This is a genomic window from Blastomonas natatoria (assembly GCF_003201955.1).
GTDB classification, from domain to species: Bacteria; Pseudomonadota; Alphaproteobacteria; order Sphingomonadales; family Sphingomonadaceae; genus Blastomonas; species Blastomonas natatoria.
This window is the reverse complement of sequence record NZ_QJJM01000011.1, coordinates 48,178-62,987: the sequence shown is the minus strand read 5'-3', so window position 1 is coordinate 62,987 and position 14,810 is coordinate 48,178. Positions and strand designations below refer to the sequence as shown.

8 protein-coding genes are annotated in these 14,810 nt (G+C 65.3%); all 8 read left to right on the top strand.

Annotated elements, in window-relative coordinates:
• The first annotated feature begins 236 nt into the window (after positions 1–236).
• Positions 237–1,172 (top strand): ABC transporter ATP-binding protein, encoded by a 936-nt coding sequence (locus C7451_RS14180; protein ID WP_110299627.1) that lies wholly within the window; start codon positions 237–239, stop codon positions 1,170–1,172.
• Positions 1,169–1,726 carry a hypothetical protein gene (locus C7451_RS14175; protein ID WP_146215374.1) on the top strand — a complete coding sequence of 186 codons (558 nt, stop codon included), beginning with the start codon at positions 1,169–1,171 and terminating at the stop codon, positions 1,724–1,726. Before C7451_RS14180 ends, C7451_RS14175 begins: the two co-directional genes overlap by 4 nt.
• On the top strand, positions 1,726–3,318 hold the full coding sequence (gene nadB / locus C7451_RS14170) for an L-aspartate oxidase (protein WP_110299625.1): 1,593 nt from the start codon (positions 1,726–1,728) through the stop codon (positions 3,316–3,318). Before C7451_RS14175 ends, nadB begins: the two co-directional genes overlap by 1 nt.
• Positions 3,319–3,647: 329 nt before the next feature.
• On the top strand, positions 3,648–4,730 hold the full coding sequence (locus C7451_RS14165; protein WP_110299624.1) for a serine hydrolase: 1,083 nt from the start codon (positions 3,648–3,650) through the stop codon (positions 4,728–4,730).
• A 198-nt stretch (positions 4,731–4,928) separates the two neighbouring features.
• Positions 4,929–10,421 carry an AMP-binding protein gene (locus C7451_RS14160; protein WP_110299623.1) on the top strand — a complete coding sequence of 1,831 codons (5,493 nt, stop codon included), beginning with the start codon at positions 4,929–4,931 and terminating at the stop codon, positions 10,419–10,421.
• 43 nt (positions 10,422–10,464) lie between these two features.
• On the top strand, positions 10,465–14,154 hold the full coding sequence (locus C7451_RS14155; RefSeq protein ID WP_110299622.1) for an SDR family oxidoreductase: 3,690 nt from the start codon (positions 10,465–10,467) through the stop codon (positions 14,152–14,154).
• A gap of 58 nt (positions 14,155–14,212) precedes the next feature.
• The gene (locus tag C7451_RS14150; protein ID WP_110299621.1) at positions 14,213–14,461 is read left to right on the top strand and encodes a type II toxin-antitoxin system ParD family antitoxin; all 249 of its coding nucleotides are present in this window, start codon (positions 14,213–14,215) and stop codon (positions 14,459–14,461) included.
• Positions 14,458–14,745 (top strand): type II toxin-antitoxin system RelE/ParE family toxin, encoded by a 288-nt coding sequence (locus C7451_RS14145; RefSeq protein WP_110299620.1) that lies wholly within the window; start codon positions 14,458–14,460, stop codon positions 14,743–14,745. Before C7451_RS14150 ends, C7451_RS14145 begins: the two co-directional genes overlap by 4 nt.
• The last annotated feature ends 65 nt before the right edge of the window (positions 14,746–14,810 follow it).

Genomic DNA, 14,810 nt, shown 5'->3' with positions numbered 1-14,810 from the left:
TTCTTGCGGGGTTGGCCCCGTCACCGCAGGAAAGCTACGCAAAGCACGTGCCAAATGCGCAGAAGCCGTGAATCCTAACGAATTGCTAATCCGCCCTGCGGTCAGGCGCACATTTTTTGTGCAGATGCGAACGGCTGCGTAAAATTTAGGCAGCATTTGTGCTGCACCTGCACACAGCACGGGCAGCGCCACCTTTCCCTTTGCGCTTGGCCAGCCATCGGGCTAATCCGCATCGCGTGACTGAGGCTGCCATATCGATCGACACGCTGCGCAAGGTTTACGCTGGTGCAGGCAAGGCCCCCGACAAGCTGGCGCTGGACGGCGTAAGCTTCGACGTTCCGCGCGGACAGATATTCGGGCTGCTCGGCCCCAATGGCGCGGGCAAATCGACGCTGATCAACATATTGTCGGGCATGGTGCGCAAGACATCGGGTTCGGCGCGCATCTGGGGCTTCGACATCGACGCCGATCCGCGCAACGCCAAGGCCTCGATCGGCATCGTGCCGCAGGAGATCGTGTTCGATCCGTTCTTTACCCCGGCCGAGGCGCTGGAGCTTCAGGCAGGGCTGTTCGGCGTGCCCAAGGCGCATCGGCGCACCGCAGAGCTGCTGCGCGCGGTGCGGCTGGAGGACAAGGCCGATGCCTATGCGCGGACGCTGTCGGGCGGCATGAAGCGGCGTCTGCTTGTCGCAAAAGCCATGGTGCACTCGCCGCCGATCCTGGTGCTCGACGAGCCGACCGCAGGGGTCGATATCGATCTGCGTCAGCAGCTCTGGGATTATGTGCGCGAATTGAACCGCGCCGGGGTCACCATCGTGCTGACCACGCATTATCTCGAGGAAGCCGAAGAGCTGTGCGACCGCATCGCCATCATCAACCATGGCAAGCTGATCGCCAACAAGCCCACGGCAGAGATGGTCGGCATGGCGCGCGAAAAGCTGATCGTGCTGACGCTCGACCAGGACATTGCCGCTTTGCCTGCCGACCCGGATTTCGACAAGGTCAGCAAGCTCACCGAGCGGGTGATCGAGATCGGCTACAGCAAGGACCGGCTGAACGCGGGCCAGGTGATGAGCCGCGTGCGCGCGGCGGGCTATGACATCGTCGATGTCTCGACCCGCGAGCCGGATCTGGAGGATGTTTTCCTGAACCTCACCAAGGCGGTGGCGTGAGAGCCGTTTTTGCAACAGTTGCAATCGCTGCCCTCGTTTCCGGCTGCATGCCGCGCCAGTCGATCGGTCCGGTCGCACTGGATGCATTGTTATCCTTCGAAGACCCCGCACTGTGCAATTTGTCCCCGGAAACAGCGCGCTTTCTGCAGGCCATGGTTGCGATCGATCCGGATGCCGTGGTCGATCCTGACCGCCACCTACGTGTTGGCCAGATTGCCGCACCGGCTCCGCTCATTAGGGTATTTGATAAGGTGGAGATGACGCGGCATGATGGCTGGACGTCGTTCGCCGTCCGCACGTCAGGGACGATGTTAGGTCTGCCTCTGTACGCCATTCACCAGACGTACCCGGAAGGCGGCGACCCTGGCGAGTTCAGCTTCGAATTTGCCGCTCCTGTGGCTGCCGTGTTCTCGACGCTGCGCAATAACGGCTTTCCCGTTGAGATTGACAATGATGTCTCACTGGGAGAGCCCGATGGTTACGAACGGATTGTCAGTCTTCAGGAAAGTCCCGATGCCCCTCAACGCTCCTTGCTCACCTGTGGCTACCGCTGATGCAACATGATGTCCTGATCATCGGGTCGGGCGCGGCGGGGCTTACGGCAGCGCTCAGCCTTGCGCGGCATTGCCGCGTGCTGGTGCTGGCCAAGGGCGATATTTCGGGCGGGTCGACCGCATGGGCGCAGGGCGGCATCGCCGCCGTGCTCGAAGAGGGCGACACGTTCGACAGCCATATCGAGGACACGATGGTCGCGGGCGCCGGGCTCAACCGGCGCGAGACGGTCGAGTTCGTCGTCGAGAACGCTCCGGCGGCGATCCAGCATCTGGTCGATCTCGGCGTGCCGTTCAACCGCAACGGCGGCAGCGGCGACCATGCCGACGACCTGCACCTGACGCGCGAGGGCGGGCACAGCCACCGGCGCATCGTGCATGTCGACGATGCCACCGGCTGGGCGGTGCAGCAGGCGCTGGAACGGGCGGCGCTCGCCAATCCCAATATCACGTTGCTGCCCGACATGGTCGCGATCGACCTGATCGCCGATCGGCATCGCGTCGCGCCTGCGGGCGAAAAGCGCATCTGGGGCGCCTATGCGCTCAATCGCGCTACCGGCCATGTCGAGGCGCTGACCGCGCGCGCAACCTTGCTGGCCAGCGGCGGAGCGGGGCGCACCTATCTGTTCTCGACCGCGCCGCGCGGCGCGACCGGCGACGGCATCGCCATGGCCTGGCGCGCGGGAGCGCGCGTCTCGAACATGGAATTCATGCAGTTCCACCCGACCTGCCTGTACAATCTCGACGTCAAGAACTTCCTGATTACCGAGGCGGTGCGCGGCGAGGGCGGGCATCTGCTGATTCCCGAAACCGGCTATCGCTTCATGGGCGATTTCGACGAGCGGCTCGAACTCGCCCCGCGCGATGTCGTCGCGCGCGCCATCGACCACGAGATCAAGCGGCTGGGGCTCGATTATGTCCATCTCGACATCAGCCATCAGCCGCCGGAATTCGTGAAGGGCCATTTCCCGACCATCTACGACAAGCTTCTGGGCTTGGGGCTGGACATCACCCGCGATCCGATCCCGGTGGTGCCCGCGCAGCATTATACCTGTGGCGGGGTGCTGATCGACCTGAACGGCCGCACCGATCTGCCGGGCCTCTATGCGGCGGGCGAGGTCAGCCAGTCGGGGCTGCATGGCGCGAACCGGCTCGCGTCCAACAGCCTGCTCGAATGCTTCGTTTTCGGCGATGCGGCGGCCAAGGACATTATCGAACATTGGGACGAGCTCGGTCCGGCGCCCCAGATCCTGCCTTGGGATGAAAGCCGGGTCACCGATTCGGACGAGGAGGTCGTCGTCCAGCACAACTGGCGCGAGATTCGCCGCTTCATGTGGGACTATGTCGGCATCGTGCGCACCACCAAGCGGCTGGAGCGCGCCCGCCACCGCATCGAACTGTTGCGCAGCGAGGTCGAGGAATATTACGGCAATTTCCGCGTCACGCCCGATCTGGTCGAGCTGCGCAACCTGATCGAGGTCGCCGACCTGATCGTGCGCTCGGCGCTCGAACGCAAGGAAAGCCGCGGGCTGCATTACAACAGCGATTATCCCGATCTGCTGCCGGTCGCGGAAGACACGGTGCTGGTGCCCTGATCCTGAAGCCCTCCCCCCTGATGGGGGAGGATTGGGTGGGTGATCGGGCCGGCTGGTTTGGTCCTTTCGACATGGCGCCCGGCCGCGCCGCCACCCTCACCGCTGCGACTGGCCAGCAAGCTGTCAAGTCTCGCCGCATCTCCCATCAAGGGAGGCGAGGGTGCCGCCATCCTTCATAGTGAGGGGAGTGGCACTGCTCATCGCGCCCAGCGCCTTGTTCGCCGCAAAAGCAGCCACGGCCACGGAACCCGTGGCTAGACCGCTTCAGCGCGGATACATCTGTCATTCCGCATGGTTGCCAACCCGAAGATGCTGCTAGAAAGCCCTGCATGGTCGTCCGTCCGCTGGTCCTGATCCTTGCCACTGCCGCGCTGTCGGCCTGTGTTTCGGCGCCGAAACAGGTTGCACAGCCGCGTCCGGTGGCCCCGCCACCTGCCCGCGTTCAACCTGTCCCTCCGCCGCTCGCCCCGCGCGCAGCCAATGTCGTGCCCCAGGGGCTTCGCGACGAACTGCAGGAACTCTGGCGGACCTTTCCCGGCAAGACCGGCATCGCGGTGCGGCGCATCGATGGCGACTGGGTGGTCGGCCAGCGTGGCGGCGAATTGTTCCCGCAGCAGAGCGTCTCCAAGCTCTGGGTGACGATGACGGTGCTCGAGAAAGTCGATCGCGGCGAACTGGCGCTCGACCAGGAGGTGACGATCACCCCCGACGATCTGACGCTGTTTCACCAGCCCCTCGCAGCGCGGGTGGCACGAGAAGGCGTGGTGCGCGAAACCGTGCGATCGCTGATCAACGAGGCGCTGACCGCGAGCGACAACAGCGCCAATGACGCCCTGCTCCGCACGGCCGGTGGTCCCGGCGCGGTCAACGACTTCCTGCGTCGCAAAGGCCTGTCGAACATCCGCTTCGGCCCGGGAGAGCGGCTGCTGCAGAGCTCGATTGCCGGTGTCGAATGGCGCCAGGAGCTTTCGGCAGGCCGGGCATTCCAGGCGGCACGCGCGCGGGTGCCGCTCGACCGACGGCGCAATCTGCTCTCGGCCTATGTCGCCGATCCGATCGACGGAGCGAGCCCGGAAGGCATTGTCGATGCTCTGGCGCGGCTCGCGCGGGGCGAATTGCTCAGCCAGGCTTCGACCCGGCTGATGCTCGACACGCTTGGGCGCACGCGCAGCGGTCCGAATCGGCTGAAAGCGGGCGTTCCAGCGGGCTGGCAGTTCCTCCACAAGACCGGCACGGGCCAGGATCTGCCGCCGGTTTCTACCGGCTATAACGATGTCGGGATCATGACCGCGCCTGACGGAACCCGCTATGCCGTAGCGGTCATGCTGGCCGAGACGACCGCCAGCATTCCGGCGCGGATGCAGTTGATGCAGGCGGTATCGCGGGCCGTGGGACGCTGGCACCAGCGTTGAGCCTCTGCCGGGCAATCAGCCCTACCGCTGGTTGAAACAATATGATACTGACGCGGCGGGAGACATTTGTTTCGTTCGCCGCAACCGGCATTTGCGATTTGGGAATCGCGATAGATCGGCACGGCAGGAGAGCTGCGAACTCATGCCTTCCCTTTTCCAAGCCTGCCTGTCCAGGCCCGTCCGCTGAGCGCCGCAGCCATGTCGGCGTCCCCCGCCATTCCGCCGCGCGCCAATCCGCTGACCGATGCGGCCAGCTGGACCGCGATGCGCAATGCCTGCATCGCCGATCCGGGCGCATTCCATGGCGACCAGGCGCGCTCTTCGATCTGCTGGTATCTGCCCGAGCACCAGGCCTGGGGCTATTTCGACCGCGATGCCGGAGCCTGGACCGGATGGGATGCGGAGACCGGCGTGTTGCGCAGCCTCGATCTGCCTGCCGACTACATGCCGTGGGAACGCGGGCTGAATGCCGACAACCCGCCCAACTGGCGCTGGTTCGAGGGCGGCTTCACCAATAGTGGCTTCAACGAGGTCGATCGGCATGTGCTCGCAGGGCACGGCGCGGAAACCGCGCTGATCTTCGAGGGTGACCGCTGGAACATGTCGAGCGACAATGGCCGCGGTGGGCCGGTCGATTGCTATCCGGTCTCGCGCAAGCAACTGATGCTCGAAGCGGCGAAATGCTCGCTCGCGCTGGCGGACCTCGGCCTCGAGGCGGGGGATCGCATCGCGCTCAACATGCCGTCGATTCCGGCGCAGATCTATTGGACCGAAGGGGCCAAGCGCGCAGGCATCATTTACACGCCGGTGTTCGGCGGCTTCAGCGACAAGACGCTGTCCGACCGCATCGCCGATGCGGGTGCGCGCATCGTGATCACTGCAGATGGCAGCTATCGCAATGCGCAGATGGTGCCGTTCAAAACCAGCTATACCGATCCTGCGCTCGACAATTTCATCGGTGTCGGAACTGCGATGGAATTGCTGGCGGGCGCGTTGAACGATCCGGCCAACGAGACCGACGACAAGGTGCGCAGCGCGATCACCGGCGCGGTCACCGAATTGCTTGATGGCGAGGTGACGGTCGAACGGTCGGACGTGATGCGCGGTGTCGGCCGTGCGCTCGACGATCTGGCGCAGGGCTCGGCGCTCAACGCCGCCCAGGCCGCGAACCTGCGCATGGCGATAGCGTCTGCCCTGGTCGATTCACCGCCGCGCGTCGAGGCGGTGGTGGTGGTGCGCCATACCGCGCAGCCCGATCTGGTGTGGAATGCGCACCGCGACCATTGGAGCCACGACCTGACCGCTCAAACAGGTCAGAGGATCCTGGAGTCTGCGCGCGCGCTCGGGCTGGATGTCGCTGACGAGGCCGCATTGCTCGCGCTGCCCGATGCCGATTTCGTCCGGGCCGTCTGGGCGGTGTCCAGGCCGCTGCCGGTCGATGCCGAATATCCCAATTTCATCATCTATACCTCGGGGTCTACCGGCAAGCCCAAGGGCGTGGTGCACGTGCATGGCGGCTATTGCGCGGGTGTCGCCGCGACCATGCCGGTGGCGTTCGATGCGTCGCCGGGCGATGTCATGTTCGTCGTCGCTGATCCGGGCTGGATCACGGGCCAAAGTTACCTGATCGCAGGCTCGCTGCTCTGCCGGGTGACGACGATCATCACCGAAGGCTCACCGGTCTTCCCGCATGCCGGCCGCTTCGCCTCGATCATCGAGCGGCACAAGGTGCAGATCTTCAAGGCCGGCGTCACCTTCCTCAAGAGCGTGATGCAGGATCCGGAGAATCTGAAGGACATCCAGGCATACGACATGTCCTCGCTCAAGGTCGCGACCTTCTGCGCGGAGCCGACCTCTCCGTCCGTGCAGGCCTTCGCGATGGAGCATGTCACCCCCTGGTATATCAACAGCTACTGGGCGACCGAGCATGGCGGCATCGCCTGGACGCATTTCTACGGCAATACCGATTTTCCGCTGCGCCCCGATGCCCACACCTATCCGCTGCCCTGGATCGTCGGCGATGTCTGGGTCGAAGACGCCGACGCGCCCGATCTCGAATTCGGGCTGGAACGCGAGGAGCCGGGCGGCGTTTCCTGGCGGCGCGCCAAGAACGGCGAGAAGGGCGAGATCGTCATCGCGCTCCCCTATCCGTATCTCACCCGCACCATCTGGGGCGATACCGATCAGTTCAGCCTCGAAGCCGTGTCGGGCGGCATTCGCGTCAACCCGCTCTGGCGCGGGGATGCCGCCCGTTACGCGTCGACCTATTGGGGCCGCTGGAAGGGCACCTGGGCCTATACCCAGGGCGATTTCGCGATCCGGCACGAGGACGGATCGTTCTCGCTGCATGGGCGCTCGGACGATGTCATCAACGTGTCGGGCCATCGCATCGGCACCGAGGAGATCGAAGGTGCGATCCTGCGCGACAAGACGCTCGACCCCGGCTCGCCGGTGGGCAATGTGCTGGTCGTCGGCGCGCCGCATCGCGAAAAGGGGGCGACGCCGATTGCGTTCGTCACCACCATTGCCGGGCGCCGCCTGACGCAGGACGATCGCCGCCGCCTGACCGATCTGGTCCGCACAGAAAAGGGTGCGGTCGCGGTGCCGCAGGATTTTCTCGAGGTCGCCGAATTTCCCGAAACGCGCTCGGGCAAATACATGCGCCGCATGGTGCGCGCGATCGTCGAGGGCGGCGATATCGGCGATACCTCGACGCTGCGCAATCCCGAGAGCATCGAGGCGCTGCAATCCGCGGTGGCCGCCTGGCAGCGCAAGCAGCAGCTCGCCGAGGATCAGGCCCTGTTCGAGCGCTATCGCTATTTCCTCATCCAGTACAACGATCTGGGCGATGGCAGGCGCGTTGCCACGGTCACTGTCACCAACCCCCCGGTCAATGCGCTCAACGAACGCGCGATCGACGAGCTGGTGATCGTGGTCGAGCATCTTGCGCGCAAGGATGATGTCATCGCGGTGGTGTTTACCGGGCAGGGCACGGCCTCGTTCGTCGCCGGCGCGGACATCCGTCAGATGCTCGAAGAGGTGAACAGCGTCGAGGAAGCGGGGGTTCTGCCCAACAACGCGCAGCTGGCGTTCGCCAAGATCGAGAACATGGGCAAGCCGTGCATCGCCGCGATCCAGGGCGTGGCCCTGGGGGGCGGCATGGAGTTCGCGCTCGCCTGTCATTATCGCATTGCCGAGCCCGTCGCGCGCTTCGGTCAGCCCGAGATCAATCTGAGGCTGCTGCCGGGCTATGGCGGAACGCAGCGCTTGCCGCGCCTGCTCGCCGAGCGCCGCGCGGGCGAGGGCCTGCGCGATGCGCTCGACCTGATCCTGGGCGGCCGCGCGATCGGTGCGCAGGAAGCGCTGGAGCTCGGCGCGATAGAACAGGTCGCCGATGGCAGCGACGATGTGCTGAGCATGGCGCATGCGATGGTGCGCGATTTTGCGCGGCATGGGCCGGAAAGCACATTGGGCAAGGCTTTTGCCGATCGCAAGGCGATGACCAAGCGCTGGGCCAATGCGGCGCATATCGATCTCGATGCGGTGCTGGAGGACGCCTTCCTCCAGCGCATCCTGCGCCAGCTCGAATGGGCGGGCCGGGGTGAAGCGGGAAGGCGCGCGCTCGATGCGGTGCGCACCGGCTGGACCGAGGGTATGGCCGCGGGGCTGAAACGCGAGGGCGAGCATTTCGCCGAAGCGATCATCGATCCCGAGGGCGGCAAGACCGGCATTCGCCAGTTCATGGACAAGCAGTCGCCGCCGCTGCCCGTGCGCCGCAACGGCGTCTGGATCGATGCGGAGCACGAGGGCAACAAGGCGGCGATGATCGCGAGCGGACAGCTGCTCCCAGTCGGTGCGCCCTTCTATCCCGGCGTCACGGCGATCCCGCCGAAACAGCTCGCCTTCGGCATCAGCCGCGATCCCGACACCGGCGCACCGCGCTTTGGGCCTCCGGCGTCCCATGAGCGCGAGCATATCGTCCCCGTGGTCGCCCCCGAGCCGAACGAGGCTCTGGTCTACATGCTGACCAGCGAGGTCAATTTCAACGATATCTGGGCGCTCACCGGCATTCCCGTCTCCCCCTTCGACGCGCATGACGAGGACGTCCAGATCACCGGTTCCGGCGGCCTCGCTTTGGTCGCTTCCCTCGGCAGCGAGGTCAAGGCCGAAGGGCGATTGCGCGTCGGCGATATGGTGGTGGTCTATTCGGGCACCTCGGACCTGCTCTCCCCGCAGGCGGGCGACGACCCGATGTTCGCGGGCTTCGCGATCCAGGGCTATGAGACCAAGACCGGCAGCCATGCCCAGTTCCTCAACGTCCAGGGGCCGCAGTTGCACCGCGTTCCGCCCGATCTCACGCTCGAACAGGCCGGGTCCTATGTCCTCAATCTCGGCACGATCACCCGATGCCTGTTCACCACGCTGCAGATCGTGCCGGGTAAGACGATCTTCGTCGAGGGTTCGGCCACCGGTACCGGGCTCGATGCGCTGAAATCGAGCGTCAAATCGGGCCTCAAGGCGACCGGCATGGTTTCGAGCGAGAGCCGCGCCGCGTTCGTCAAGGAGCAGGGCGCGGTCGGCGCGATCAACCGCAAGGATCCGCGCTTCGCCGGAGCCTTCACTCCGGTGCCCGACGATCCGGAAGCGGCGAAAGCCTGGGAGCGCGAGGGCGCGGGAATCCTTGAGGAATATCGCCGGATGAACGGCGGCAGGCTTGCCGATTTCGTCGTCAGCCATGCGGGCGAAAGCGCCTTCCCGCGCAGCTTCCAGCTGCTGGAGGAGAATGGCACGCTCGCCTTCTATGGCGCGTCCTCGGGCTATCATTTCAGCTTCATGGGCAAGACCGGCAGCGCGTCACCCTCGGACATGCTGGCGCGCGCGCAATTGCGCGGCGGGGAATCGGTGCTGCTCTATTACGGTCCCGGCAGCCGCGATCTCGCCGATCCGCTGGGGCTTGAGATGATCGAGGCGGCGCGGCTGTACAAGGCGCGCACGGTGATCGTCACCACCACCGACGGCCAGCGCGAGTTCCTGCAATCCTTGGGGCTCGAGGAATCGGTCGAGGGGATCATCAGCCTGGAAGGGTTGAAGCGCCGCGATGCCGAGTTCGTCTGGCCCGATAGCTTGCCGCGCCTGCCCGATGCGCGCGCGGATATCGAGCGGTTCAAGGAGGGCGTGCGCCGCTATCAGCAGCACACGATGAAGCCCTTCGGCACCGCGATCGGCAAGATCCTGGGCTCTCCCGGCAATCCGCGCGGCGTGCCCGATCTGGTAATCGAGCGCGCGGGCCAGGATTCGCTCGGCGTCTCGACCTCGCTGGTGAAACCCTTTGGCGGGCGCGTGGTCTATGCCGAGGAGATGGCGGGCCGCCGCTACACCTTCTACGCGCCGCAGGTCTGGACGCGGCAGCGGCGGATCATCATGCCCACCGCCAACATCTTCGGCACGCACCTGTGCAATGCGCACGAAGTGACGGTGATGAACGCCATGATCGCGGGTGGGCTGCTCAGCGTCACCGAACCTCTGGTCGTCGACTGGGACGGCCTGCCGGAGGCGCATCAGGCGATGTGGGACAACCGGCACACCGGGGCGACCTATGTCGTCAACCACGCGCTGCCCGCCATGGGCCTGCGCAGCCGCGACGAACTGCTCGAATATTGGGCCAGCACTTCCATCCTCCCCAGGGATTGACCCCAGCCAATCGCCCTGATCGGGCGTTTCAGGAGACAAAGACATGACGGCAGGCAAGGGCAGGGGCGCGAAGGTCGATCCCGCTGGCGGCAAGGCGGCGACCGGCAGGCTCGCGGGCAAGGTGGCCCTGGTCACCGGCGCCGCGGGCAATCTGGGCGGCGCGATCATCCGCCGCTTCATCGGCGAGGGCGCGACCCTGGTGATGACCGGGCGCACCGAGGAGCGGCTGGCGGCGGCCAAGCAGGCGTTGCTCGACGAGACCGGCGTGGACGAGGCGCGCGTGTTTACCGTGATCCTCGACGGGGCCGATCCGGATTCGGTGCGCGCCGGGATCGATCAGGTCAAGGCGGCGCTCGGCCGGATCGACGTGCTGGTCAACAATGCGGGATCGGCAGGCCCGCGCCAGACGCTGGAAAACGTGCCGCTGACCCGGGCCGAAATGGAGGCCAATGGCGATACCGAAACCGTCGCCGATGCCATGCGCAACCTGCTCGGCGTCAGCTGGAACCTTACCCGCGCCGCAGCCCCGATCATGCCGGTGGGCGGATCGGTGGTGAACATCTCGACCATCTTCTCGCACACCCGCTATTATGGCCGCACCGCCTATGTCGTGCCCAAGGCCGCGCTCAATGCGCTGAGCCAGGAGCTTGCCAAGGAACTCGGCGCGTCCGGCATCCGCGTCAACACCGTGTTCCCCGGCCCGATCGAGAGCGAGCGCATCCGCACCGTGTTCGCCGCTATGGATGCGCTGCAGGGCGAGCCGGAAAACACCACCGCGAACCATTTCATGGGCCGGATGACGCTCGAACGCGCGGTCGGCGGTAGCCCCAAGCAGAAGACGCTGCCCGTGCCCGGCGACATTGCCGATGCATGCCTGTTCCTCGCCAGCGATGAATCCGCCGCATTGAACGGCAACGAGATCGACGTGACCCACGGCATGCAGGTGCGCAAGGATTCGCGCTCGACCTATATGACGCGCCCGTCGATGCGCTCGCTCGATGGCGCGGGGCTCACCGTGCTGATCGCGGCGGGCGAGGCGTGGGAAGACGCGCTCGACATGGCGAAGATCCAGGCGGCGTGCGGCGCGCGCGTGCTGCTCGGCATGACGCGCCAGGTCGATGTTGCGCAGGCCGAAGCGCGGGTGAAGGCGCAAGGAGCCGAAGAGGGCCTTACCATCATGCGCTTCAACCGCGCCGAGCCCGAGGGCATGGAGGCTGCGATCCGCGCCTATTCGGACGCGCACGGCGCGATCCACAGCGCGATCGTGCTTCCCGTCAAGCCTGCCGGGCATTTCGGCGGTTCGCTGGTCGAAGCAGCCGATTCCGAAGTCGATTCGCTGATCGATGTCGAGCTGACCGGCACCATCGCCATCGCGCGCACGCTGCGCCGCTACTGGAAGGGTCGCGACGACCTGATGCAGGACCCGCGTTTCGTGTTCATGTCCGGCCCCAGTGACGGCAAGGGCAACAAGGCAGGGCGCATCCTCACCGCCGCGATCGCGCAGCTGATCACCATCTGGCGCGACGAATCGCGCGTCGATCTGGCACAGGGGCGCCAGAAGCGCGCCGCCTGGGGCAATCAGATCGTGCGCTACACGAACGAGGAGGACGAGAACACGCGCTTTGCCGCCGGCCATGCGACGCGCATCGTCTTCAAGGAACAGAAGATCACCGAGACCTCGCTCTACCTTCCCGCCAATATCGGCGAGGAGACAGGCGCGCGCCGGGCGATGCTGGGCTTTGCCGAGAACATTACCGGGCTGCATCTGGGCAAGGTCGCGATGATCACCGGCGGCTCTGCCGGAATCGGCGGCCAGGTCGCGCGGCTGCTCGCGCTCGCCGGTGCGAAAGTCATGATGGTCGCGCGCCGGGCCAGCGAGCTCGAGGCCGCGCGCGAACGCATCGTCGGCGAGCTGCAGGATGTCGGCTTTTCGGGCGTCGAACGCCGCGTGAAGATCATGGCCGATGTCGATGTCAGCGATTTCGATTCGCTGCGCCGCGCCGCCGACGCCACCATGGCCGAGTTCGGGCGGATCGACTATCTGATCAACAATGCAGGCGTCGCAGGCGCCGAGGACATGGTCATCGACATGAGCCTCGACATGTGGCGCTGGACGCTCGATGCCAATCTCATCAGCAACTATCTGCTGATGCATTATGTCGTCCCGATCATGAAGCGGCAGGGTTCGGGCTATATCCTCAACGTGTCGAGCTATTTCGGCGGCGAGAAATTCCTCGCGGTCGCCTATCCCAACCGCGCCGATTATGCCGTGTCAAAGGCGGGGCAGCGCGCGATGGTGGAAAGCTTCTCGCGCTTCCTCGGCCCCGAAATCCAGGTCAATGCGATTGCGCCCGGCCCTGTCGATGGCGACCGGTTGTCGGGGACCGGCGGCAAGCCCGGCCTGTTCCTGCGCCGCGCGCGGCTGATCCTCGAGAACAAGCGGCTGAACGCGATCTATGCGGCGGTGATCGAATCGATCCGCGAAGGCGCGGAGGTGCCGCATGTGCTCGGCCGCCTTGCACGCAACGATACCGGCTATCTCAGCCACGACCGCTCGACCCCCGATCCGCTGCGGCTGTTGTGCCTCGAACTCGCGCGCGAGGGCGACGGCATCTGCACCTGGGACCGTTATCTGCTCACCCCGGATATCGCGGGCCGGCTGCTGATGCGGCTTGCCTCGGCGGGCTATCTGCTTGCCCATGACGAATGGCAGCAGCGCAGCGCGAGCGCCGAAGGCCGCACCGGCTGGCTGCTGGCATTGCCGCCCGACGACATGCCGTACCTGCCGCAGGAACGCATCGGCAAGGAAGCGGACAAGGTCGGGCGCGGCGTGCTGTCGCAGCTGCATCTGGGCGCGATGCCCAAGGAAAGCGAGGTCGCGCAGGCCACGGTCTTCTATCTCGCCGATCGCGCGGTCAGCGGCGAGACCTTCATGCCCTCGGGCGGGCTCAGCGTCGAGCGCTCCTATACCGAGCGCGAGATGTTCGGCAGCCCCAAGCAGGAGCGGCTCGAACAGATGAAGGGCAAGACCGTCTGGGTGATCGGCGAGCATCTCGCCGATTACATCGCGGAGACTGCCAACCATCTGATCGGCGGGCTGGGCGTGGCGCGGCTGGTGCTCCTCACCCGTAGCGAGGCGGGGGGTGCGAGCGTTCTGGCGCTGCTCGACCAGGAAATCGCCGACAAGGTCACCGTCCGTGTGTGCGGCGCGGATGTCGAAGGCGCGATGGACCAGGCGCTGACCGATTTCGGCCGTCCGACCACGGTCGTCTCGACCCCGATGGCGGGCCTGCCCGACCGGCTGTTCGAGGAAGGCGCAATGCTCGAGCCCGAGGAGTTCCGGGAGCTGTGCGAAGAGAACCTCACCCAGCATTTCCGCGTCTCGCGCAAGGCCTCGCTCTATGACGGCTGCCAGCTTGTGCTGGTCTCGCCCGACGTGCCGTTCGGCCAGAGCGGCCCGGCCTTCGCGCTCGCCAATTTCGTCAAGACGACGCTGCATGCCTTTACTGCGACGCTGGCGGTGGAGAACGAGCGGCTGGTGCATGATGTGCCGACCAACCAGATCAACCTGACGCGGCGGGTGCGTTCGGAAGAGCCGCGCAATGCCGTCGAGCATCAGGAAGAGCTCAAGCGCTTCGCCCGCGCGGTCCTGCTGGTGGGTGCGCCGCTGCCGGATGCGCAGGATTCGCGGTATCGGGCGCGGATCTACCGGGGCACGTCGATGACGGTGTGATTGATCTGTAATACATTTTGGTATATTCTTGCGACGTCAACTGCTGCTGGGAATTACTGTGCCGCGCAACACGTCTGTAACCATCGGAGATCATTTCTCTGGTTTCATTGCCGATCAGGTTCGGACCGGTCGTTACGGCTCTGCCAGCGATGTGGTGCGCGCCGGTTTGCGGTTGCTCGAAGAGCATGAAGCGAAGGTGCGCGCCTTGCAGGAGGCGCTGATCGAAGGAGAACAGTCGGGGGAACCTAGCCCTATTGACTTCGATGCTTTGAAAGCGCGCAAGCGGGCGGAGCGGGCCCCGCGGTGAAATCGCTCGCCTTTCTGCCAGCTGCGGAAGCCGATATCGAAGCGATTTGGGACTATAGTGCGGACCGCTGGGGCGAAGATCAGGCGGATCGATACACTGACGACATTCGCATCTTGTGTGAAGCGGTGGCAAGGGGCGACAAGTCAGGCAGGCCCGTAGATGTGCGACCCGGGCTGCTGAAATGCCGGATGGCATCGCACATGATCTATTTCCGGAGCGAGGCCGACCGCATCGTCGTTGTCCGCCTCCTGCACAGCGCACAGGATGTCGAACGGAATCTGTAATCATTGTGCATAGGTCCCTCGACTTCGCTCGGGACAAACGGGAGTGGTTATGGGAGAATTACAGC

Bases quoted from the DNA above. Each gene is read 5' to 3' on its own strand.
- nadB (WP_110299625.1), top strand. From the start codon at position 1,726: ATGCAACATGATGTCCTGATCATCGGGTCGGGCGCGGCGGGGCTTACG.
- C7451_RS14165 (WP_110299624.1), top strand. From the start codon at position 3,648: ATGGTCGTCCGTCCGCTGGTCCTGATCCTTGCCACTGCCGCGCTGTCG.
- C7451_RS14160 (WP_110299623.1), top strand. From the start codon at position 4,929: ATGTCGGCGTCCCCCGCCATTCCGCCGCGCGCCAATCCGCTGACCGAT.
- C7451_RS14155 (WP_110299622.1), top strand. From the start codon at position 10,465: ATGACGGCAGGCAAGGGCAGGGGCGCGAAGGTCGATCCCGCTGGCGGC.